Raw genomic sequence first — 22,457 nt, 5'->3', positions numbered from 1 at the left:
AACAATAATTTAACAGCATTGTTATGATTGTTAGTAGGCGATTGTCAGCAGAATAGTTATTTTTGTTATTTATAAATTAGAAGATATATGTCAGATATTGCAGAAATTAAGATTGATGGAAAAGTATATGAATTTCCCATTGTAACTGGTACTGAAGGAGAAAAGTCAATTGATATTTCAAAATTACGAGATTTAACAGGTCATATTACCCTGGATTTCGGGTATAAGAATACAGGATCTACGAAAAGTGCAATTACCTTTTTAGATGGTGAAAAAGGCATTTTAAAATACAGAGGTTACCCTATTGAGGAACTTGCTGAAAAATCAACCTTTCTTGAAGTTGCTTATCTGCTGATATACGGCGATCTTCCTAAATCAGATGAACTGGAAAATTTCCAGGCTCAGATTACAAAGCACACGCTGATCCATGAGGATATGAAGAAATTCCTGGATGGTTATCCTTCAAAATCTCATCCAATGGCACAGCTGGCATCGCTGGTTTGCTCACTTTCAACTTTCTATCCTGAATCTCTGGATGCAAACTCATCAACGGAAACTATGAACCGTGAGATGATTAAACTGCTGGCAAAATTCCCTACGATTGTTTCTTTTATCTATAAAAAATCATTGGGTCATCCACTGATTTATCCAAAGAACAAATACGACTATGTAAGTAACTATCTGAACATGACTTTTGGTCAGCGTACAGAAGAGATTGAGATTGATCCGGTTGTAGTAAAAGCAATGAATACATTGCTGATCCTGCATGCTGACCATGAGCAGAACTGTTCTGCATCTACAGTAAGAATGGTAGGTTCTTCAGACTGTAATATTTATGCTTCTGTGTCTGCAGGTATTGCCGCACTGTGGGGCCCGCTGCATGGTGGTGCCAACCAGGCCGTAATTGAAATGCTGGAACGCATTAAGGAAGATGGTGGTGATACTGAAAAATGGATCAACAAGGCAAAAGATAAAAATGACCCTTTCCGTATGATGGGCTTTGGTCACCGCGTATACAAAAACTTTGACCCGCGTGCCAAGATCATCAAGAAAGCCTGCGATGATATCCTGGAGAAATTAGGTATCAATGATCCTGTTCTGGAAATTGCTAAAAAGCTGGAAGAGGCTGCACTAAGTGATCCTTATTTTGTAGAGCGCAAACTGTATCCGAACGTGGATTTCTACTCCGGAATTATTTACAGAGCTTTAGGTTTCCCTACGGATATGTTTACCGTGCTGTTTGCACTTGGACGTTTACCAGGATGGATTGCACAATGGAAAGAAATGCACGAAAACAAAGAACCAATCGGTCGTCCGCGTCAGATCTATGTTGGCCATACCAACAGGACTTTTGTAGAAGCTGAAAAAAGATAATCTCACAGCCTTAAGGCTTGTTTAAAAAAGGCGTCGTTTTTCGATGCCTTTTTTTATTATCGGACTATTGCCACGCTGCTTCATCAATATTTTAGTAATTTAGGCCAAACAACGCAACACAGATGGATTTTTTGCATACTATTTTGGGAGATGATATACAAGCCGGTCTCCTTATCATTCTGAATCTGATAGTGATAGAGAGCCTTTTGTCTGTAGACAACGCGGCTGTTCTCGCTACCATGGTGATGGATTTACCAAAACATCAGCGGGAGAAGGCCTTGAAATATGGTATTATCGGCGCTTATGTTTTCCGGGGTATCTGTCTATTTCTTGCAGCATGGCTCGTAAAAATCTGGTGGTTAAAGCCTTTGGGTGGTTTTTATTTGCTGTACCTTGCATTTGATTACTTCAGAAAGAAAAATTCCAAAGGTAATGTTGAAGAGGAAGAGATAGACAAAAGCCAAAGCTGGATCTATAAATCGACCGTAGGATTACTGGGTAATTTCTGGGCTACTGTCGCGCTGGTAGAGGTAATGGACCTGGCATTTTCTATTGATAACGTATTTGCAGCAGTGGCTTTCACCGATCACATTTGGTTGATCTATATTGGGGTCTTTATCGGAATACTCGCCATGCGTTTTGTCGCTCAGGGATTTGTGAAGCTCATGGAGAAATTTACTTTTCTTGAAACTGCAGCTTTTATTGTAATAGCCGTACTGGGTTTAAAGCTCAGTTCTTCTGTACTTACCCATTTCTATCCTGAGTCGCCGGTATCTAAAGCTTTAGAGGGCGAAAGAACAGATCTGGTTGTTTCCATCTTTACCGTGGTCATTTTTGTGCTACCGGTTCTGAGTTCATTGTTGTTCAATTTCCCCAAAAAGCATACTACCGATCATCACGATACCCTATAACATCAGCGCTTTGAGATAAGCTTTACCATGATCTCCCCAGTTCTTCATGACATCTTTCATGATCAGCGCAAAGCCCTTAATGTCGGTGGGCTTACCTTTTGACGGGGGGACAACAATAGAAGCTTCCACTGGTTTGTCCGTTACTGATTTTGCAAACCAACTCACGTTATCATGGGGTAAAGCAAGGCCCAGGATCATTCCCGGAAGCCCACCAAAAGATTCAGGCCCTCCGGATACTGGTATCTGGTCAGTATAAAATGCGACAACATAAATAGAATCCATGACTATGGCATTCGCCCTTCTGCACGTGTAGCCTGCAACTTCACGTGTTTCGCTGGTGATTTTCCAATTGATATTCCTGATACTGTCTTTGATCAAAAAAGTATCTTCGAAAACTGATTTCCTGGTCGTTTGCATATGTGTAGTCAAATCAGCATAGATGGTATTGATTTGGTTAACATCCGGGCCTTGCGTAAGGTAGGAACTACCAGGAGCAGGGTCATCCTCAGGTTTAAACAGCGTTTTGTCTTTACTGAAGTACATCGTGCTTTTCAAAACTTTGAACTGCGGATTTGCTTTTTTATACTGCTCGATCATTCGTGATGACCAGTCTTCATCCGACTTGCCAAATCTTTTTTGAAGAACGGCATACATATTGGTATTACGCTCAAACTGAATGACGCCTTGTTCAGGAAACCTGGCATTTTGCGCAGTTCCCAGATAACTTATACCCTGCACGAGCAGTACGATTATAAACACTGTTTTCTTCATGTCTTTATTTTTTTGTTGCAGATCCACCCATTTTGTTAAAATCCCATGCTATCGATCCCATAAAATACCTTTTGATAGTCGTGTAATTACTTTGCGTGATCATATTTCCCGAGGCTGTTCTGCTAAACCCTACATTCTGGTTAAGCAGGTCATTTACAGAAAGTGATAACTTTAATCCATCAGATTTCAGGAATTTTTTGCTGAAGCTCGCATTCCAGATAAAACGATGGAAGTCGGTATTGAAGGATTGTGTTTTTGCTCTGTACTCGTATTCTCCGGTAGTATTGATCTCGAATTTCAAAGGAAACACCAAACCTATATTGCCATACCCTCTGAATCCCCATCCATTATCATTAATATTTTTTTGCAAAGAAGACTCATTCGTTGTGTAAGTTGGACCGAAATAGAAAAACCCTTCATGTTTCTTCTCCTTATATTTGGAAACAGTGAGCTGTGCAGAATATAAAACCGACTGCAGTTTATTCAATTCATCATTAACATAATTATAGGATATATTTCTACTCACATTAGCATTGATACCTACGTAGGTATCAATTGGCTTGATCTTTTGTCCGGTAGAAAGATAAAAATTGAAGGAATTTGAATTTTTGCCGGAGAGATTGACAGAACGAAAAGTGCTTCTGCCAGCAGAATCAGTGCTTACATTGCTCACGATAGGATTATCAGTAATGGTGTAATTTGCATAAGCATAAACACTTGTACCACTGATAACTTTGTAAGAGTTATAATTACCCTGAATTGAATGTCTGAAAGCAGGTTTTAAATCCGGGTTACCTACAGTAATATTGAGCGGATCATTATTTACCCTTACCGGCTGAATCTGGTCCAGCGTCGGTTGAACATTACTTCCGTTATAGTTGAAACTCAGCGATCCCTGACTGGATATTTTGTACACATATCTCATTTGTGGTGACCAGTTCACAAAATCTCTTTTAAACAAAGAATTATAAAACAAGTCCTTTTGTCTGAAGTTTACGCTCGCCACTTTAGTTCCGAAATCAAATGTATTTTTTGCTTTTTTAAAGTTAAATATGGCACCACCCTGATTGGATATCTGCTGAAAATCATAATTGTTACTAAAAAGGGAATCCAGTGTATTGTACTGCCCGTTTCCTGAAGCGTTAAAAGATCTTCGGTCAGCGGTACTGTTATTCAGGCCGAAACCATAATTAAGTACAATTGTCAGATATTTAGCCAGAGGTTCCGTGTAGGCAACATTAGCATGCAGTGCGGAGGTTTTTACAATGCTGGTTTTGTACTGGTCCGTCAGCGAATCACTTTCCAGGATTCCTTCAATATTATAAAATTCATTGGTAGCTTTCAGAAAACCTTTACCTTCCGTCTGTGTGACAGATTCTCTGAGATCTACAGATATGGTCCGGCGTGGTTTACTTAACTTTTTTGTTAACAGAGCCCTGGCGTTAAAGACCTTGTTGCGTACATCATTTGTAATATTTCTTTCAGTTTCATTAAGGCGTATTCCATTGCCACGAATGCTGCTGGTCGCAAAATCACTTCTGACTTCACTGTTTTTGAGCAATCCATCTGCCGAGATTTTGAGGGTAGTGGTAGTATCCAGATTTATAGTGTAAGTACCGTCCAGCTTTTGACGAAACATATAATTATCAAAATGTTCATTAGTGCCCGATATAATTGTTCCGGTGGGAAGGTTGTTCTGATTCTGAGTATTGTTATCACCCTCAACATTGAGCGAACCAATTTTATAGTTAGCATTGATGCTCTGCTTATCGTTGTTCCATTTAGCATCGTAATGTGTTCCACCTGTCCTGGCTACCGGGATTCCCTGATTATTATACTGTCCATTATAAGATGATAACTGATCACTGCCATCATCACTGATATAGATTCCACCGTCATCACCATATTCAACATTGTCAGAGGACCCAAATTTGCTGTTATCCTGCCAGCCCAAACCAATTTTGCCGGTATTTGCTAAAGTACCATAGGCAGAAAACTTCTTTTTACCCTTAAAAGCATTAAACATGCCTTGTGCCTGATAAAAGTCATCAGTTCCAGCTCCTGCATCGAGTTTACCAAAATATCCGTTTTTCTTATCTTCTTTCAGTTTCAGATTGATGGTTTTACTCGTTTTACCGTCATCCACACCCGTAAATGCCGCCTGATCACTTTTTTTGTCGAACAGCTGCACCTTATCAACCATGTCACTCCTGATGTTTTTTGTCACGAGTGTAGGGTCATCTCCAAAGAACTCCTCACCATCCACCAATACTTTGCTGACGGTTTGGCCCTGTGCGGTAATCTTACCATCTTTATCCACCTGTATACCTGGGAGCTGTTTGAGTAGATCTTCAACCTTAGAATTAGGTTGTATGGCATAGGCGGCGGCGTCAAATTCTGTGGTATCGCCTTTGATCTTTATCGCCGCGGCTTTTCCTTTGATAATTACATCTGCCAGCAATTTTGCTTTGAGTATGAGTTTGATGTTCCCAAAGTCTGCACTGCTTTTTGTACTGTCCAATCTGAACTCTTCTACATAATCTGCAAAACCAGGATAGGTAACCAGCAGGAACATTTTGCCCGGAGGAAGTGAGGATATCAAAAATCTTCCTGTTTCATCTGCCCGGGTATATTTAACAAGAGTAGAATCTTTACTCCTCAACACACTGATAGATGTATTCATTAATTTTTTGCCGGAAGCAGTATCCAGAACAACACCTTTAACGGTGTATTTACTTTGTGCAAATGCGTGATAACTTAGGAAAGTGAGCAGGAGCAGAGAGAGACATTTTCGTTTCATACATTGGCGTTGGTATGCCTAATATATTACTAAAAAAGCCAATGTAAAAATATTATACTCTTAAAAAATGTTAAATTATTTTAGTTCATTATAATTTAACATTGAATACATAGTTTTTTGAAGACAGTTTAAATTATATTCAGCTTTTAAGTCATCATCATGATAACGATCTGTCTGATAATCTCCTCTGAGATATAAAATGTGAGCGTGTACATGAACATGACAGTTATCGTTTTACGAATAGTCACATTCCGTGAACGCTGATAAAACAATTTCAGACCGGAATAGAGATACCAGACTATGCCTGCAAATACAATCAGTTCAATGGCTTCGCTCATAAATGAACCGAGGCCAAAGATATATTTCTCGATAGGTTGAGTGACAATTGATACGATGAAATAGGCAGTCATACCATGAATAGTAAACACCAGGTGGTCTATATAATAAATCCGGTTTTTTCTGAAGTTAATCATGATAAATAAAGCCAGCAAAGGCATCAGGAGGAAATACTGTTTAGGCTGGTATTTCTTTACTTCTTCTTCAATGTCTACCTTGTGCTCTGAAGAATCAGCATGTTCTCCCTTTTTCAGCTTTTTGGTTCTCTTGTCATATTTCAGTTTCTGCGCTTTCTTTTCCAACCAGGAGTCGCGTTCATCAGCCGGCAATTTCTGCTGCCGTGCGAGATAGGCAGAATAACTGGTATCCTGGTTCTCGGAAATTAAATCCTTGTAATCATCAATTTGATTTTGTAGCCCTTCATTGGGCTTTGCCTTCATCACCTTCTCAAGACTGTCGATATAGCGGACCTGTGATTCCCTATTCAGTGCATTGAACTGGCTGTCGGTATCCAGGCTTAATCTGATAGAATTTCCCAGACCTGGTGCAATTGAATTCAGTTGAGCTTTGCTTTTTCTTACCGCAACTGTGGCACTGTCTTTTTGTGCGCTTGTAAGCTCAGTTTTTACTTTCTTTTCTTTGAGCGAATGTGGAACAACAATAAAATAAACAATAGATACAAAGATGTACAGACTGACAGGGTGGATATATCTTGCTCTTTTCCCTGCAAGGTAATCCAATGTAATTTGTCCCGGTTTGCTCAGCAGAGGAACCAGCGTATGAAAAAACTTGGAATCAAAATGAAAATAATGACCAATACTATGGCCGATAAAATGCCAGAAAGGTTCTTTTAATTCCAAATTGGGTTGCCCGCAATGCGTACAGTAATGTTCTTCAACATGATGTCCGCAATTGAGACAGTTTTTTTCCTTACGATAGTGTCCTGACATATAAATAATAGAAAATATCCACTGAAAGATATTAATATTCTATGAAAATAACTAGATTTTTAGTCTTTACATTAAAATTCCTGCAATTGATGCGGAAAGATAGGATGCAAGCGTTCCACACATGAGTGCTTTAAGCCCTAATTTGGCCAGATCTGCACGGCGCTCCGGTGCGAGTTCACCAATTCCTCCGATTTGCATACCCACACTACTAAAATTGGCAAAACCACATATCGCAATGCTGATGATGAGAATACCCTTCTCGGTTACGATAGGAACTGCTTTTGTCGTAAGGTTTTTGAAGGCCAGGAATTCATTTACTGTCAGTTTTTGCCCAAGCAGGGTAGCCGCATTGTTTACATCCTGTTCAGGTATACCCATCGACCAGGCGAAGGGATAAAACAATTTACCAAAAATCCAGTCGAGCGACAGATTGAAATTTGGATTAAACAGGTGCCCGATATGTATGAAAATATAATCCACCAGCGCGATCAGTGCAATAAAACCGATCAGCATGGCAATCACATTCATTGCAATTTTAAAGCCTTCACCGGCGCCATGTGAAATGGCATCGATCAGGTTGGTATATTCACTTTTCACTTCCAGTTTAACCTTACCCATGGTCTGTGAAACCTCAGTTTCAGGAAAAACTATCTTGGCAATAATCAGTGCACCGGGTGCTGCCATCAAACTTGCCATAATTAACTTAGGAGCGAGGTTCATTCCCGCCTGTGCACCCATATTTACGTATACAATTAGGATACCGCCGGCAATACAAGCCAAACTTCCACTCATCGAGGCCAGCAACTCACTTTTGGTCATTCCTTTAAGATAAGGTTTGATCATTACCTGTGCTTCAACCTGTCCCACAAATGCACTGGCTACGTTGCTCAATGCCTCGGCACCGCTGACACGCATAATGAAGTTCATTCCGCGGGCAATCACTGCAACAATTTTTTGCATGATTCCAAAGTGATAAAATATAGCGACAAGCACACATACCAGGATAATGGTGGCGGTTACGTTGAAGGCGAATACAAATCCATCCGGCGCAGAATAGGGATGAGGCTGACCATCATAACCGATCACTGCCACACCACCGTAAACGAAATTTACACCTACTTTAGCGAACTCTTCAATTTTCTGCATTCCCTTGCCCAGAAATTCAAAGAAGTGCTGTACAGGACTAACTCTGAGGATCAGCACTGCGATCAGAACCTGGAGTGTAAGGCCACTGGCAACCAGCCTGTAATTTATCTTTTTTCTGTTATTAGAAAACAGATATGCGAGGCCCAATATAAAAAGGATACCAATGATTCCGTGAAAACGCTCCATAAAAATTGATCAAATAAGATTTGTTAGGTATAATAGTAAATAAAGATGTGTATAATCCTGTAGATTAATGCTATTGAGATGAATTTCTTTTGTTCAGTTCATCCCTGATCCGTGCAGCTTTCTCATAAGCCTCATCTGTAATGGCTTCCTGCAGTTTCTGGTTAAGTTCTTCTATGCTGAGGTTGGTGTAACCTGTTCCGGGAATAGACGTATCAATATCTTCCTGTCCCTGTTCTTTACTCAGGTTGTCCATGTTTTCGAGAAATACGAAATCATTGCCTTCGATAACGATGCCTGCCGATGACAGGATAAATTCATATGTATAAATTGAAGAATTGAAGCGGACAGCCAATGCGATGGCATCAGATGTACGTGCATCAATTTCCTGTGTTTTCTCTCCGTCAGTACAAATCAGCTTTGCGAAAAATACACCATCTACAAGGTTGTAAATCAGTATTTCTTTAATTTCTATATTATACGTTTGAGCAAATGTTTTGAAGAGGTCATGGGTAAGTGGCCTGCTGGGAGTCATTTTTTCAATCTCTATCGCAATTGCCTGTGCTTCAAACGCACCGATAATGATCGGTAAACGTCTTCTGCCATTCACTTCTCCAAGTACCAGTGCGTAGGCTCCGGATTGGGTCTGGCTGTAAGATAAGCCAACAATATCTAGTTTTACTTTTTTCATATATTAGAATACCTGGCGGAGATGGAGTCTCCGCCGGATATTATTAAGCCTGATGTGCTTTTAATGCTTCAATTAATTTTGGAACTACCTCAAAGGCGTCACCGACAATTCCGTAATCGGCAACTTTGAAAAATGGAGCCTCAGGGTCTTTGTTGATCACTACGATCACTTTTGATGAGCTCACCCCAGCCAAATGCTGAATAGCTCCCGATATCCCGATAGCGATGTATAAATTCGGACTGATGGCAATACCAGTTTGTCCTACGTGTTCTGCATGAGGTCTCCAGTCGGCATCTGACACTGGTTTTGAACAAGCTGTAGCTGCTCCTAAGAGTCCGGCAAGTTCCTCGATCATACCCCAGTTTTCTGGTCCTTTTAATCCGCGTCCGGCAGATACTACCAGTTCTGCATCCGGCAGAGAAACTTTATCTGTTGCCCTGACAATTTCTTTTACAATAGCAGTAAGATCGCCGGCTTGAACAGCAGGAGAGAAGGCCTCAACTACAGGAGTTGCGGGAGATTCCTTAACGCCAAAAGCATTTGGATTTAGAGCAATAACTTTAACAGCAGAAGTAAGTTCTGTTACGGCAAAAGCTTTTCCTGAAAATGCAGTTTTCTTTACCAGGAATTTACCACCATCAGTTTTCGGCAGCTCGATAGCGCCATCAACTAATCCTGCTTTAAGTTTTACAGCCACACGTGGAGCAAGGCCCTTTCCTGAAAAAGAGTTTGACAATACAATAATGTCAGCACCTTCCTTTTGTGCTGCTTCTGCAACCACAGCAGCATAAGCCTGGTTGACAAATTTTTTCAACTCTGTAGTGGTAACGCTCAGGATTTTTTCTGCGCCATATTTACCCAATTCCTGAAGTTCAGTCTCTGAAACTTCTCCTATAGATAAAGCACTGAGTGTTGTTCCTGTTTGGGCGGCGATAGCTTTAGCATATGAAACTGCTTCAAATACTGATTTTTTAAACTTGCCATCTACTTGTTCTACATATACTAAAACTGACATAATTTCTTTCTAAATTTATATGGTTCCGGCCGCGCTGATCATCAGCATAATTGACAGATAAACTGGTTCCTGCGGCTTTTACTGCTGTTTAATTCAATTGGGTTATTAATAGTTTAGATTACTTTCGCTTCGGTATGCAATAATCCTATCAGGCTTGTGGCCTCATCAGCAGGGATCAATTTTACTGCACCGCGCGGGGCTGGAGTTTCGAAAGAAACTACTTTTGCCACTTCTTCAATATCTTTAGCCTCCACAACAGTTAAAGGCTTTGTCCTTGCAGACATAATGCCTCTCATATTCGGAATTTTTGGTTCAGCAACACCTTCAGCACAACTTGCGACAAATTTTCCAGTAACTGTTACTATTTCCTTACCACCTTCAATTTCACGTTCGATGGTAGCTGTAGTACCATCATAGTCTAATTTTTTAATGATAGAGATGGAAGGAATTTCCAGGAACTCACCAATCATCGCTGCTACCTGGTTACCATTATAATCAATAGACTCGCGTCCTGTAAGGATGATATCAAAATCTGCAGTTTTAACATATTCTGCAATCTGATAAGCTGTGAAATAAGCATCACGAGGTACTGCATTGATTCTTACAGCATCGTCAGCACCGATAGCCAAAGCTTTTCTGATGGTTGGGTCAGTAGCGGCTTCGCCCACATTTAAAACAGTTACAGTACCCTTGCCGCCTTCACTTAATTCTATAGCTCTGGATAAGGCAATTTCATCATACGGGTTTACAATATATTGTACCCCTGCAGTATTGAATTGTGTATTATCGCTGGTAAAAGTTATTTTTGTGGTGGTGTCCGGGACGTTACTGATACAAACTAATATTTTCATAATTTATATATTGATTTTTAAAGGTCTGATTTCTAATGAGCAAGCTGTTTTCAGGTTTTGATTTGCTGATTTTATCCTTAAGTTCGGCAATTTATATACAGCTTCTTCAAAATGTCTTTTTGCAAATCTAATTAAAAAAGCAGGGATTTAAAATGCAAAGTACCCGATTAAACAAGTTATTGGCGTTTTTAACCACAGAACCTAACGACCCATTTATCTTATATGCGCTGGCGACAGAGTATAACTCACTTAATGATACCGAACAGGCTTATCATTATTATCTGAAACTTGTTGATGAACATCCTGCTTATGTAGGAACTTATTATCATTTAGGTAAGCTATATCAGAAACATGGTGAAACCGACAAAGCGATAGCTATCTACGAGCAGGGAATGGAGAGGGCAAGGGAAAAAGGCGACGGACATGCTTTCGCTGAATTGCAGGGTGCATATAATACGGCAGCAGGTCTTGATTATGAAGACGACTAACCCCTAGCAATGGCACACCGGCAATTATTATTTATCAGAAATGTATTTCTGTTTACTTTCACAGCATTTGGAGGCGCACAGGCGCATATTTCATTGCTGCTGAAGTATTTTGTAAAGGACGTAAAATTTATCTCCGAAGAGGAACTGCTGGAATTGAATGCGCTTGCACAGGTTCTTCCGGGGCCAGCCTCTACACAGACCCTTGTGGGAATTGCACATAAGGTGGGGGGACTTAAACTGGCGCTGATCTCTTTTCTGATCTGGATTATTCCTTCAGCCGCCATTATGACCTTCGCAGGTATCAGTTATGCTCAACTCGATCAGAAGGAAAAATTTATCGAAATCCTGAAGTATATTCAACCCATAGCGCTGGGAATTGTGGCTTTTGGGGCCTACAATCTCTCACGGAAAGTTCTCATTTCACAATCGGCAGTATTTCTGGCAATTGCAGCGGTTATTGTGACGCTGGTGTTGCGTAATGCATACGTATTTCCTCTGGCAATTCTTGTCGGCGGAATGATTTCATCGGCGCTGGAGACGCCTAAAGAAGAAACAGAGATCAGGACCAAATTATTTGCCAATATCAATCCCAAGAAACTGGCCTATTACCTAGGTGTCCTTCTGGTAATGGCAATGCTTGGTGCGATCATCAACAGAACCTCACCATTCAGTTTGCCTATCAGGCTGTTTGAGAACTTCTATCGCAACGGCATACTTATTTTTGGTGGAGGGCAGGTGCTGGTACCGCTGATGTTTACAGAGTTTGTACAGATGAAACATTACCTGAGTTCGAGCGGATTTTTATCGGGCTTTGCCCTGCAGCAGGCTTTACCGGGGCCAACTTTTTCTTTTACCAGTTACCTGGGTACGCTGAGCATGAAGAACTTTGGTTACGGGATCTTTGGACAGGTATTGGGAGGTATCATTGGTGTGATCGGGATTAATCTGCCGGGATTGATCCTTGTGTTGTTTATAGTGCCTTTCTGGGAAGACCTGAAAAAGATCACGCGTATTAAACACTCCTTGTCTGGCATTAGTGCAGTCAGCGTTGGTTTCATCATCGCAGCCTTTATCCTGCTCGCAAAACCGATAGGGTTTGATGTCCTTCAAATCAGCCTGATCATTGTCACCTTCCTTATTCTCAACTTCACAAAGATCAGTCCGCCACTTATCGTTCTTGCCGGTATTTTGTTAGGTTATTTTATTTAACCTAACAAAATTTCAGCTTCAATATTAAAACGGCGCGTCATCATCATTGAAATCATCCATACGGGAAGGCTTAATGATGACATTTCCTGATGGTTTATCAAAATCCGCGGAAGGCATCATCCCTGCACTCGGGCTGTCCATAGAAAACGAATTTGGCGGCATGAAATCTTCTTCCAGATCAGCAAACTTTACGTACTTACCAATAAACCTCAGTGGTACAATACCCGTTTCACCGTTCCTGTGCTTCGCAATGATTACTTCACCAACACCGGCCTGTGATCTTCCCTGTTCATCTTCAGTGATACCATAGTACTCAGGACGGTACAGGAAGAGCACCATGTCTGCATCCTGCTCGATGGAACCAGATTCCCTCAAATCCGAGAGGAGTGGTCGTTTACCATTCACACCTGGTCTCGATTCTACGGCACGGCTCAACTGCGAGAGTGCAAGTACTGGTATGTTCAACTCCTTGGCCACAGATTTTAAGGCTCTGGAGATACTACCGATCTCCTGTTCACGGTTACCACCTCCGCTCTGACCTTCACCTTTACCATGCATCAGCTGCAGGTAATCGATGATGATCATCTGTATGTCGTATTGTGATTTTAATCTTCGGCATTTCGCTCTGAACTCAAAGATATTCAGGGCTGGAGTATCATCTATCAGCAAAGGGGCCTCAGTGAGCGTACCGATCTTACTGTGGAGCTGCTGCCATTCCCATTCTGCGAGATTACCCTTCCTGATCTTCTCCTGTTCGATTTCCGTTTCTCCTGAAATCAGACGATTGACTAACTGCACAGAGGACATCTCCAGCGAGAAAACGACAACTGGTCGCTTAAACTCTACGGAAGCATTTCTGGCGCAGGTAAGTACAAAGGCCGTTTTTCCCATCGCCGGACGTGCAGCGATGATCACCAGATCTGATGGTTGCCATCCACCTGTGATCCTGTCCAGAGCCGTAAATCCTGAAGGTACTCCCGTCAGACCATCAGATTTTGTTCTGAGTTCTTCAAGTGTAGCAAGAGATTGTTTAATGATCTCATCCATTTTCTGGGTGTCACGACGCAGGTTATTTTGCGCGATATCAAACAGTCCCTTTTCTGCGGTATCCAGCAGGTCAAAAATATCAGTGGTATCCTCATAGGCATTCTGAATGATTTCTGAAGAGATCCTGATGAGCTCACGCTGAATATATTTCTGAGAGATAATCCTTGCGTGGTATTCAATGTTGGCCGCTGAAGCTACCCGGTTAGTGAGGTTAGTCACATAATAGGCGCCACCTACCATTTCTAGTGTTCCCAGCGTCCGTAGCTCTGAGGTCACCGTTAAAATATCTACTGGTTTTGATTTCTGGAAAAGTAGGGCAATCGCTTCAAAGATTTTCTTGTGGGCTTCATCGTAGAAAACATCGGGTTTAAGGATATCAATTACAGTTGAGAGGGCATCCTTCTCCAGCATCAGTGCACCGAGCACCGCCTGTTCCAAATCCAGCGCCTGAGGCGGTATTTTACCCTGGCCCATGGTTGGGATTGCCAGTCTGCTTTTTTTTGAAGATGTGAAATTTTGTCTCTCCTGACCTTGTGATCCGTTATCGATATTCATATATGCAAAAATATACAAAATTACAGTCCTGATAAGAATTGTTTTTACACATTCTTACAGCTCGCTTTATCCTTTTTTTGGAGCGTATTTCAGGACGAAAAATTTGCCAACAGTTTCCTGTGGAGAACAGGCCGGAGGCTTTCAGCTGAAAATGGATGCCTCAGTTCCCATTATTTCAGCTATTTTTGCAGGTAAAATAAAATAAATGGAAAACTTTAGAAGGTCTCCCAGACCTAAAGAAAATAATGAGTTTGTATTTGGTATCCGTGCTGTTATAGAAGCAATTAAAGCAGGTAAAGATATCGAATCTTTATATATGCAGAGGGGCCTCAGCGGAGAGATTATTCCAGAACTAAAAGGCTTACTGAGAGATACAGATATCCCGGTTCACAATGTCCCGGTTGAAAAGCTAAACAGGATGACACAGAAAAATCACCAGGGTGTGATCGCTGTGATTTCCTCAATAACCTTCCAGAAAATTGAAGATATTATCCCACAGATTTATGAAAAAGGGGAAGTGCCATTGATCCTGATACTGGATGGAATTACCGATGTCAGAAACATGGGCGCTATTGCAAGAACTGCTGCCTGCACCGGTGTACATGCAATTGTTGTTCCGGCTAAAAACTCTGCTCAGATTAATGCAGATGCGATAAAAACATCTGCGGGTGCCTTATTTACGATTCCGGTTTGCCGTCATCAGAACCTGCATAAAACTGCACTTTACCTGCAGGAATGTGGTTTACAGATTGTAGCCTGTACAGAGAAAACAAATGATCTGATTTATGCACCGGATTATACAGCGCCTACGGCAATTGTAATGGGGGCTGAAGATGAAGGGATTTCAAATGATATTATGCGCATGGCCAATCACCTGGCCAAAATTCCGATGTTCGGAGAGATTGGCTCGCTCAATGTTTCCGTTTCTACGGGAGTAATTCTTTATGAAGCGATAAGGCAGCGTACTGCTTAGTAGAATTAGCTGATGTGCAGGTGCTGGTTCCAGCTCACACATCAGCTATTTTATCAGATAAATTTGACGCCAAAGTTGGATTTTACATCAGCTACAATCTGTTTTACACTTTGTTCTTCAGTCCTTGGGCAGATCAGCAATGTATTGTTTGATTCAACTACGATATAATCATGTAAGCCCTGCAGGATCACCAGTTTATCCTCCGGTACATTCACCATGCAATTAGATGAATTAAACATCATCACCTGCTCTGAAGGCATCACAGCATTGCCTACATAATCCTTTTCTGCCATATCATATACAGAAGCCCAGGTTCCGAGATCAGACCATCCGAAATCAGTAGGCAGCACATAAACATTGTCTGCTTTTTCCATGATTGCCAGATCAATCGATATATTGGTGCACTGCGTGTAGGCATTGGCAATAAAATCTTTTTCTTCTGCTGAATTATAAGCAGAGGCACCCAGATGGAAGATATCATACATTTCCGGCAGGTGAGTACTGAAAGCATCGCTGATGGCATTTACCGACCAGACAAAAATACCGGCGTTCCAAAGAAAATCACCGCTCTGTACAAATGATTTGGCCAGCTCGAGGTTCGGCTTTTCCGTAAATAGCTTAACCTTGTGTATACGGTCATCGCCAGAAAGCGTATTATCCATGTACTGGATATAACCATAGCCTGTATCCGGGCGACTTGGCTTGATCCCAAGCGTGATGAGGCAGTCGTTTTCCCTGGCTGCAATCAAAGCTTCTTCGATAGAAGCTACAAAAGTATCCAGATGAGCGATTGTGTGGTCAGAAGGTGCAACGATAATGGTTGCATTTGGGTTAATCTCTGCAATTTTCATCGAACCATAGGCGATACATGGAGCGGTATTGCGCATGATAGGTTCTGCGAGAATCTGATTTTCTGAAAGCTCAGGCAGTTGTTTTTTTAAGATATCCGTGTAGATCTCATTCGTGACAACAAATATATTTTCCGCGGGACAAATTTTCAGAAATCTGTCGTACGTACTTTGAATCAGTGTTTTTCCAACACCAAAGAAATCGATGAACTGTTTTGGGTGTTCTATTCTGCTTACTGGCCAGAACCGGCTTCCAACTCCGCCGGCCATGATCAATACAAAATTATCTTTGTTCATAATGTGGTTAGACATAATTATATTAAACCCTCGTGTAAAAGGTCGTGCAAATGTACAATACCAAAGTAATTTTCAGCATCAGTAACTAATAATTGGGTAATATTATATTCGCGGATGAGTTCAAAAGCGGTAACGGCTAAGGTATCTTTGTCTATCGTTTTTGGATTGCTGTTCATAATGTCACTGGCTGTGAGATCATCAAGATTTGAGTATTTTTCCAGCATTCTTCTGATATCGCCGTCAGTAATGATACCTTTCACCTGATGATTTGCATCAATAACAACTACGGCACCCAAACGGTTTTTGCTAATTGCAATTATCACATCCTTAACTGAAGCATCTGCCAAAACACTTGGTTTAGCATTACGTTCTGCGAGTTCTGATACCTTTAGATAGAGTTTTTTTCCAAGCGAGCCACCCGGATGAAACCGGGCAAAATCATCAGCATTGAAATCCCGGGCAGTGAGCAGGCTTACGGCAAGGGCGTCACCCATTGCAAGCTGGGCCGTTGTACTGGTGGTAGGAGCAAGGTTATTAGGGCATGCTTCCTTTTCGATGGATGTATTAAGAATCATATCGGCCTGTTTTGCCAGTTCAGATTCCAACTGCCCGACCATGCCGATCAGCAGATTTCCGGCCTGTTTGAGCAGGGGTGTGAGGACCTTAATTTCTGGGGTATTTCCACTCTTGGATATACAAATAATGATGTCATTTTCCTGTATCATTCCGAGGTCTCCATGGACTGCATCCGAGGCATGCATATAGATGGAAGGAGTACCTGTAGAGTTAAAAGTAGCTACAATTTTTTGCGCTATGATAGCGCTTTTGCCAATTCCTGTGACAATTACACGGCCTTTTCCCGCAATAATACGCTCCACAATGGCCACAAATTCATCATTTACGTGCTGGACGAGCCCCAGAATTGCCTGAGCTTCCGCCTGTAAAGTGTTGATCCCCGCCTCAATAATCGATTTTTTACTTTTCAAAGAGAAATTATTAGTATATTGATGCTTTAATTGACGCAAAATTATGTTATTTTGAATCAAAAATAGCACTGAATATTTTATACACAAAATGGACGTGAAAAAGTCGTTGTTTGACAACTTACAAACCTTCTTTGGTTTCGACAACTTTAAAGGCGATCAGGAATCAATTATTACTAATGTTCTTGAGCGCAAAAACACCTTCGTGATTATGCCCACAGGTGGTGGTAAATCCATCTGTTATCAATTACCGGCACTCATGTCTGAGGGTACTGCCATCGTGATATCACCGCTGATTGCGCTGATGAAAAATCAGGTGGACCAGCTCAGGGCATTTGGGGGCAGTGACAGCATCGCACATTTTCTCAATTCTTCTTTGAACAAATCTGAAATTACGCAGGTAAAAAATGACCTTCTTAGTGGACAGACCAAGTTATTATATGTAGCACCTGAATCCCTATCCAAAGCGGATAATATAGAATTTCTAAAGCTCATTACTATTTCTTTTGTTGCGGTTGATGAAGCCCATTGTATTTCGGAATGGGGACATGATTTTCGTCCGGAATACCGGCGGATCAGACAGGTGATCAGCGGCCTTGGCCCTGATATTCCAATTATTGCATTAACAGCCACTGCCACACCTAAAGTTCAGCAGGACATTATCAAGAATCTGCAGATGAGTGATGCGACATTATTCAAATCCTCATTTAACAGACCCAATCTCTTTTATGAGATCCGCCCTAAACGGGATGTACTCAAAGAAATTATCAGGTATATCAAATACAATACGGGCAAGTCCGGTATCATTTACTGCCTGAGCAGGAAGAAAGTTGAAGAGGTAGCGGAGGCATTGAATCTGAATGGCATCAAGGCACTGCCATATCATGCGGGTCTTGAACCGAAGGTCAGAGCAGAAACCCAGGATAAATTCTTAATGGAAGACGCCGAAGTGATCGTTGCCACCATTGCCTTTGGGATGGGGATCGATAAACCGGATGTACGTTTTGTAATACACCATGACATCCCTAAAAGTATGGAAGGTTACTATCAGGAGACTGGAAGGGCCGGACGTGATGGGGGTGAAGGAGTATGTATCGCATTTTATGCCCAGAAAGATGTAGATAAACTCGCTAAATTCATGAAGGATAAACCTGTGGCCGAACGTGAGATCGGTACGCAGATCCTGAAAGAAGTGATTGATTACGCTGAATCCGGTGTTTGCCGCAGAAAGCAGATCCTGCACTACTTTGGTGAAAACTTCAATGAAGCCGGCTGTAACTGCATGTGCGACAATTGCAAGAAACCCAAGCAATTGTTTGAGGCCGAAGAGCATCTGAAAACGTTGCTGCTCATGATCAGGGATATCGGGGAGAAATTTGATGATGCGCATATCCTGAATGTGCTGATGGGATCAGAAACTGCACAGACTATTGCCTACGAGCATAGCAAACTGCCGGAATTCGGACTGGGTAAAGTAGAAGGTGAAAACCTTTGGAAATCCCTGGTAAGACAGGCAGTGCTGAATAATTTCCTCTCCAAGGATATCGATAATTATGGATTACTGCGCCTGACTAACTCAGGATCAGATTTTATAGCCAATCCTTACGCCCTCAAATTCATCATGAATGAGCCTATTGACAGTGCTTCTGATGATGATGAAGACGACGTGAAACATGGCAGCGGAACTTTAGATACACAATTACTGCAGTTACTTAAGGATCTTCGCAAGAAGATTGCGAAACAGAAAAATGTTCCTCCTTTTGTAGTTTTTCAGGACCCTTCACTTGAAGAGATGTGTACACACTATCCAATTACCATGGAAGAGCTGAAACAGATCTCCGGTGTTGGAAATGGTAAAGCGCTGAAGTTTGGTACTCCTTTCCTGGAGCTGATCAAAAAGTATGTTGCGGATAATGATGTTGAAAGGCCTATCGACCTGATCATCAAAACGCAGGCTAATAAGTCGCAGCTGAAAGTTTCCATCATACAGAATGTTGACAGACAAATTGGTCTGGAAGATATTGCTAAGTCTAAAGGCATCACCTACTTTGAGATTCTTAAAGAAATTGAGGCCATTGTCAATTCCGGAACAAAGCTGAACCTGAACTATTTTGTGGATGAAATCATGGATGATGACCGTCAGGATGAAGTATTTGATTACTTCCGTTCTGCAGAGAATGACTCTATTGATGAAGCACTCAAAGATTTGGGTGAAACGGATTATACCCGTGAGGAGATACAATTAATGCGTATCAAGTTCATGTCTGAACTTGGAAATTAAAACTGAGAATGATCAATTTCGAATTAGAAAAACTAAAATATACCACATCCGGAAATTTCTTTTTAATGGCTGGTCCCTGTGCAATAGAAGGGGAAGAGATTGCCTTGAGAATTGCGGAGAAACTCGTTACCATTACTGACAAACTTGAAATTCCTTTTATTTTCAAAGGCTCCTATCGCAAGGCAAACCGTTCAAAAGGGAACAGCTTTACGGGTATCGGCGATGAAAAAGCCTTAAAAATCCTTGAAAAAGTAGGGCAGACCTTCGGAGTGCCGACAGTGACAGATATCCACGAAAGTGAGGAGGCTGCAATGGCCGCGGCTTATGTGGACGTGTTACAGATTCCTGCATTTTTATGTCGCCAGACAGACCTGCTGATTGCTGCTGCAAAAACGGGTAAGGTGGTGAATGTAAAAAAAGGACAGTTTCTTTCTGCCGGTTCCATGAAGTTTGCGGTAGAAAAAATCCAGGATTCAGGAAACAACAAGGTTATTCTGACCGACAGGGGAAATACCTTTGGATACCAGGACCTGATTGTTGATTACCGGGGATTACCTGAAATGCAGGGCTTTGGTGTGCCAGTTGTCATGGATGTTACACATTCACTGCAGCAACCCAATCAAAGCTCCGGAGTTACTGGTGGTAAACCGCAGTTGATAGAGACCATTGCTAAAGCTGCAATTGCAGTTGGCGCTGACGGCTTATTTATTGAAACCCATCCAGATCCTGCAAATGCAAAATCCGATGGCGCAAATATGCTTCAGATAGATTTGCTTGAAGATCTGATGGTCAAGCTCATCAGGATCAGACAGGCTGTAATCTAATCCCATTAAACTTTTGTAATCTGGAAGGACGTCCTTCTGTTCTTCTGGCGGCCTTCTGCAGTGTCGTTTTTAGCGATCGGCACTGTAGAACCAAATCCTTTAAAGCTCAGCCGCTCCGCTGCAATTTGATGAGTGATCAGATAATCATACACTGCTTTTGCCCGTTGCAGGGAAAGCTTCTGATTGTCAGCAGCAACGCCTACATTGTCGGTATGCCCCTGTATTTCAATACTGATGCTGGTATTGGCCTGCATCAGCTCCAGCAAACTGGAAAGCTCCGTGACTGAGGCTGGCAACAATTCATATTTATTCGTGTCAAAAAAGATATTCCTGAGTACCACGTTACCCCCGGTTTTTAGTTTTTCCAGGTAGATTTCCACTACATAAGGTTTCCCGGTTGATGCTGTCGTCAATTCAAAATTATCAGAATAAAATAGATATCCATCGGCGATTGCATTGAACGCATAGGTGCTGCCCAGCGGCATTACTGCCAAAAATTCTCCATTGACTTTAGAAGTATAATCAGTGAACTTGGTTTCCTTAGTTTTTAAGTTAACCACCTGCACCTTTGCCTCCAGGAAGTTTTTCGTTTCTTTATCCCTTACAATACCTTTAACGTAGGTGATGGGAAGGGGTTTGGCTGCTTTGGGCAGATCAAAACTGTAGATATCCATATCACCGAAACCTTCCTTAAGAACAGAGGAAAACATACCCTTGTTACCATCGGCACTGACCATCAGCCCGGTTTCTTCACTGAAGGTATTGATAGGGTAGCCAATGTTTACAGGTTTTCCCCAGCTACCGTTGTCCTGCATACGGGAGAAATAAATATCCATATTACCCAGACCAGGCCATCCATTTGAAGAGAAATATAAAGTCTTACCATCAGGATGAATAAAAGGAGTCATCTCGTCGAAAACCGTATTGATTTCAGGTCCGAGATTTACAGGTTTGCTCCATTCACCCTCCGAATTCAGCATCGTCTTCCAGAGATCATAGCCGCCCAATCCGCCGGGACGGTTACTCACAAAGTATAAGGTATTACCGTCCGGACTTACTGCAGGCTGAGAATCCCAGGCTGATGAATTTACCGCTGCACCAAGATTGAAAGGTTTATCCCAGTCATTCCCATTTTTATGGCTCAGGTACAGATCACAGCTGCCAAAGCCATCTTCACGGTTACAACCCGTAAAGAACAGATACATCCCATCAGGTGAGATCGATTGTGCGCCTTCATTCTGTGGAGTATTGATCTGATTGCTCAAAGGAACAGCTGCAGACCATTTTTTTTCAGCGCCCAGGTGCGAGATGTAGAAATCTTCATTACCATCTACCGTGCGGCTGAAGATTAAACTTGATCCATCAGCCGTCAGTGCCGGGAAATATTCACGATCTTTTGTGTTTACAGCAGCGCCAAGGTTTAGCGGTTGATATTTTTCAGGGCTTTTTATTGCAATAACAGAGAAATCACAATCTTTAATGTACTTATCAGTCTTCAGGAGCAGTTCCCGATCTTTTCCCTTATACGTCTCTTTAAAAATTCTGAAGTGTTTGCCCGCATTCTCATAGTCGCCACTCTTGAGCTCAACATCAGCAAGGGAATAATAAACTCTTGCATCCGCAGTACTGATCCCGACCGCTTTTAAATAACTCGACCTGGCTTTTTCAAAATCTTTCTTCAGCCGGTATACATCTCCCAGCTGTACAAAGGCCAGCTGAAAAGCCGGATCTGCAGCTGCTGCTTCCTGCAGCGACTTGATAGCAGCATCATAATCTCTGTTTTGCAGAGACCTTTGTGCATATTCAAAATTCTGCTGTGCTTTTCTGACCACAGACTCCTGTGCAACAACAGACAAGGATGCAACAAGCAGGCTGCAGCAGGTCAGCATTCTCAGATAGATTGACAGTATTCGATTCATTTGAT

General features: G+C 41.8%; 18 protein-coding genes. 7 read left to right on the top strand and 11 right to left on the bottom strand.

Features of this window, described 5'->3' with window-relative positions; all coding sequences use genetic code 11:
• Window positions 1-87: 87 nt before the first annotated feature.
• The gene (locus OQY15_RS00750) at window positions 88-1,374 is read left to right on the top strand and encodes a citrate synthase (protein WP_265786547.1); all 1,287 of its coding nucleotides are present in this window, start codon (window positions 88-90) and stop codon (window positions 1,372-1,374) included.
• Between the two features lie 122 nt (window positions 1,375-1,496).
• Window positions 1,497-2,285, top strand: a complete 789-nt coding sequence (locus OQY15_RS00745; protein WP_265786545.1) for a TerC family protein — start codon at window positions 1,497-1,499, stop codon at window positions 2,283-2,285.
• Here OQY15_RS00745 and OQY15_RS00740 read toward each other — a convergent pair.
• The 7 genes from OQY15_RS00740 to OQY15_RS00710 all read right to left on the bottom strand — a co-directional run bounded on the left by OQY15_RS00740 (window position 2,280) and on the right by OQY15_RS00710 (window position 11,028).
• On the bottom strand, window positions 2,280-3,056 hold the full coding sequence (locus OQY15_RS00740; protein WP_265786543.1) for a GLPGLI family protein: 777 nt from the start codon (window positions 3,054-3,056) through the stop codon (window positions 2,280-2,282). The two genes, OQY15_RS00745 and OQY15_RS00740, sit on opposite strands and share 6 nt — an antisense overlap.
• Window positions 3,057-3,060: 4 nt before the next feature.
• Entirely contained in the window at window positions 3,061-5,856 is a 2,796-nt protein-coding gene (locus OQY15_RS00735) for a TonB-dependent receptor (RefSeq protein WP_265786541.1), read from the bottom strand.
• A 146-nt stretch (window positions 5,857-6,002) separates the two neighbouring features.
• Window positions 6,003-7,142: a DUF3667 domain-containing protein gene (locus tag OQY15_RS00730; RefSeq protein WP_265786539.1), complete on the bottom strand. Its 1,140-nt coding sequence runs from the start codon at window positions 7,140-7,142 to the stop codon at window positions 6,003-6,005.
• 66 nt (window positions 7,143-7,208) lie between these two features.
• Complete coding sequence (locus OQY15_RS00725) at window positions 7,209-8,474, bottom strand: nucleoside transporter C-terminal domain-containing protein (RefSeq protein WP_265786537.1); 1,266 nt, start codon at window positions 8,472-8,474, stop codon at window positions 7,209-7,211.
• 70 nt (window positions 8,475-8,544) lie between these two features.
• Window positions 8,545-9,162, bottom strand: coding sequence for a bifunctional nuclease family protein (locus OQY15_RS00720; protein ID WP_265786535.1), 618 nt, complete (start codon window positions 9,160-9,162; stop codon window positions 8,545-8,547).
• Window positions 9,163-9,205: 43 nt separating this feature from the next.
• Window positions 9,206-10,177, bottom strand: a complete 972-nt coding sequence (locus OQY15_RS00715; protein WP_265786533.1) for an electron transfer flavoprotein subunit alpha/FixB family protein — start codon at window positions 10,175-10,177, stop codon at window positions 9,206-9,208.
• A 113-nt stretch (window positions 10,178-10,290) separates the two neighbouring features.
• Complete coding sequence (locus tag OQY15_RS00710) at window positions 10,291-11,028, bottom strand: electron transfer flavoprotein subunit beta/FixA family protein (RefSeq protein ID WP_265786531.1); 738 nt, start codon at window positions 11,026-11,028, stop codon at window positions 10,291-10,293.
• Between the two features lie 152 nt (window positions 11,029-11,180).
• Between OQY15_RS00710 and OQY15_RS00705 the strand changes: the two genes are divergently transcribed.
• Together OQY15_RS00705 and chrA are read left to right on the top strand one after the other, a co-directional pair.
• A complete protein-coding gene (locus OQY15_RS00705; RefSeq protein WP_265786529.1) occupies window positions 11,181-11,516 on the top strand; it encodes a tetratricopeptide repeat protein in 336 nt (111 codons plus the stop codon).
• A 9-nt stretch (window positions 11,517-11,525) separates the two neighbouring features.
• Window positions 11,526-12,725 carry a chromate efflux transporter gene (gene chrA / locus OQY15_RS00700; protein WP_265786527.1) on the top strand — a complete coding sequence of 400 codons (1,200 nt, stop codon included), beginning with the start codon at window positions 11,526-11,528 and terminating at the stop codon, window positions 12,723-12,725.
• Between the two features lie 24 nt (window positions 12,726-12,749).
• Here chrA and dnaB read toward each other — a convergent pair whose 3' ends face one another.
• Window positions 12,750-14,327, bottom strand: coding sequence for a replicative DNA helicase (gene dnaB / locus OQY15_RS00695; RefSeq protein ID WP_265786525.1), 1,578 nt, complete (start codon window positions 14,325-14,327; stop codon window positions 12,750-12,752).
• 205 nt (window positions 14,328-14,532) lie between these two features.
• On the opposite strand from dnaB, the gene rlmB reads away from it, so the two are divergent.
• Window positions 14,533-15,300, top strand: coding sequence for a 23S rRNA (guanosine(2251)-2'-O)-methyltransferase RlmB (rlmB, locus tag OQY15_RS00690; protein ID WP_265786522.1), 768 nt, complete (start codon window positions 14,533-14,535; stop codon window positions 15,298-15,300).
• A 53-nt stretch (window positions 15,301-15,353) separates the two neighbouring features.
• Here rlmB and OQY15_RS00685 read toward each other — a convergent pair whose 3' ends face one another.
• Together OQY15_RS00685 and OQY15_RS00680 are read right to left on the bottom strand one after the other, a co-directional pair.
• On the bottom strand, window positions 15,354-16,445 hold the full coding sequence (locus OQY15_RS00685) for a mannose-1-phosphate guanylyltransferase (protein WP_265786520.1): 1,092 nt from the start codon (window positions 16,443-16,445) through the stop codon (window positions 15,354-15,356).
• Between the two features lie 17 nt (window positions 16,446-16,462).
• Window positions 16,463-17,431 (bottom strand): KpsF/GutQ family sugar-phosphate isomerase, encoded by a 969-nt coding sequence (locus OQY15_RS00680; protein WP_265786518.1) that lies wholly within the window; start codon window positions 17,429-17,431, stop codon window positions 16,463-16,465.
• Window positions 17,432-17,519: 88 nt separating this feature from the next.
• Between OQY15_RS00680 and recQ the strand changes: the two genes are divergently transcribed.
• Both recQ and kdsA read left to right on the top strand, forming a co-directional pair.
• Window positions 17,520-19,709, top strand: coding sequence for a DNA helicase RecQ (recQ, locus tag OQY15_RS00675; RefSeq protein ID WP_265786516.1), 2,190 nt, complete (start codon window positions 17,520-17,522; stop codon window positions 19,707-19,709).
• Between the two features lie 8 nt (window positions 19,710-19,717).
• Entirely contained in the window at window positions 19,718-20,533 is an 816-nt protein-coding gene (gene kdsA / locus OQY15_RS00670; protein ID WP_265786514.1) for a 3-deoxy-8-phosphooctulonate synthase, read from the top strand.
• Between the two features lie 5 nt (window positions 20,534-20,538).
• Here kdsA and OQY15_RS00665 read toward each other — a convergent pair whose 3' ends face one another.
• On the bottom strand, window positions 20,539-22,452 hold the full coding sequence (locus OQY15_RS00665) for an OmpA family protein (protein WP_265786512.1): 1,914 nt from the start codon (window positions 22,450-22,452) through the stop codon (window positions 20,539-20,541).
• Window positions 22,453-22,457 lie beyond the last annotated feature (5 nt).

Origin of the sequence: Pedobacter sp. MC2016-15 (assembly GCF_026239695.1) — a bacterium.
Classification (GTDB): Bacteria; Bacteroidota; Bacteroidia; order Sphingobacteriales; family Sphingobacteriaceae; genus Pedobacter.
This window is presented reverse-complemented; position numbering and strand designations above follow the sequence as displayed.

What these genes read in the sequence shown, in the direction of transcription:
- OQY15_RS00750 (WP_265786547.1), top strand. Translation starts at nt 88, where the DNA reads ATGTCAGATATTGCAGAAATTAAGATTGATGGAAAAGTATATGAATTT.
- OQY15_RS00745 (WP_265786545.1), top strand. Translation starts at nt 1,497, where the DNA reads ATGGATTTTTTGCATACTATTTTGGGAGATGATATACAAGCCGGTCTC.
- OQY15_RS00740 (WP_265786543.1), bottom strand. Translation starts at nt 3,056, where the DNA reads ATGAAGAAAACAGTGTTTATAATCGTACTGCTCGTGCAGGGTATAAGT.
- OQY15_RS00735 (WP_265786541.1), bottom strand. Translation starts at nt 5,856, where the DNA reads ATGAAACGAAAATGTCTCTCTCTGCTCCTGCTCACTTTCCTAAGTTAT.
- OQY15_RS00730 (WP_265786539.1), bottom strand. Translation starts at nt 7,142, where the DNA reads ATGTCAGGACACTATCGTAAGGAAAAAAACTGTCTCAATTGCGGACAT.
- OQY15_RS00725 (WP_265786537.1), bottom strand. Translation starts at nt 8,474, where the DNA reads ATGGAGCGTTTTCACGGAATCATTGGTATCCTTTTTATATTGGGCCTC.
- OQY15_RS00720 (WP_265786535.1), bottom strand. Translation starts at nt 9,162, where the DNA reads ATGAAAAAAGTAAAACTAGATATTGTTGGCTTATCTTACAGCCAGACC.
- OQY15_RS00715 (WP_265786533.1), bottom strand. Translation starts at nt 10,177, where the DNA reads ATGTCAGTTTTAGTATATGTAGAACAAGTAGATGGCAAGTTTAAAAAA.
- OQY15_RS00710 (WP_265786531.1), bottom strand. Translation starts at nt 11,028, where the DNA reads ATGAAAATATTAGTTTGTATCAGTAACGTCCCGGACACCACCACAAAA.
- OQY15_RS00705 (WP_265786529.1), top strand. Translation starts at nt 11,181, where the DNA reads ATGCAAAGTACCCGATTAAACAAGTTATTGGCGTTTTTAACCACAGAA.
- chrA (WP_265786527.1), top strand. Translation starts at nt 11,526, where the DNA reads ATGGCACACCGGCAATTATTATTTATCAGAAATGTATTTCTGTTTACT.
- dnaB (WP_265786525.1), bottom strand. Translation starts at nt 14,327, where the DNA reads ATGAATATCGATAACGGATCACAAGGTCAGGAGAGACAAAATTTCACA.
- rlmB (WP_265786522.1), top strand. Translation starts at nt 14,533, where the DNA reads ATGGAAAACTTTAGAAGGTCTCCCAGACCTAAAGAAAATAATGAGTTT.
- OQY15_RS00685 (WP_265786520.1), bottom strand. Translation starts at nt 16,445, where the DNA reads ATGAACAAAGATAATTTTGTATTGATCATGGCCGGCGGAGTTGGAAGC.
- recQ (WP_265786516.1), top strand. Translation starts at nt 17,520, where the DNA reads ATGGACGTGAAAAAGTCGTTGTTTGACAACTTACAAACCTTCTTTGGT.
- kdsA (WP_265786514.1), top strand. Translation starts at nt 19,718, where the DNA reads ATGATCAATTTCGAATTAGAAAAACTAAAATATACCACATCCGGAAAT.
- OQY15_RS00665 (WP_265786512.1), bottom strand. Translation starts at nt 22,452, where the DNA reads ATGAATCGAATACTGTCAATCTATCTGAGAATGCTGACCTGCTGCAGC.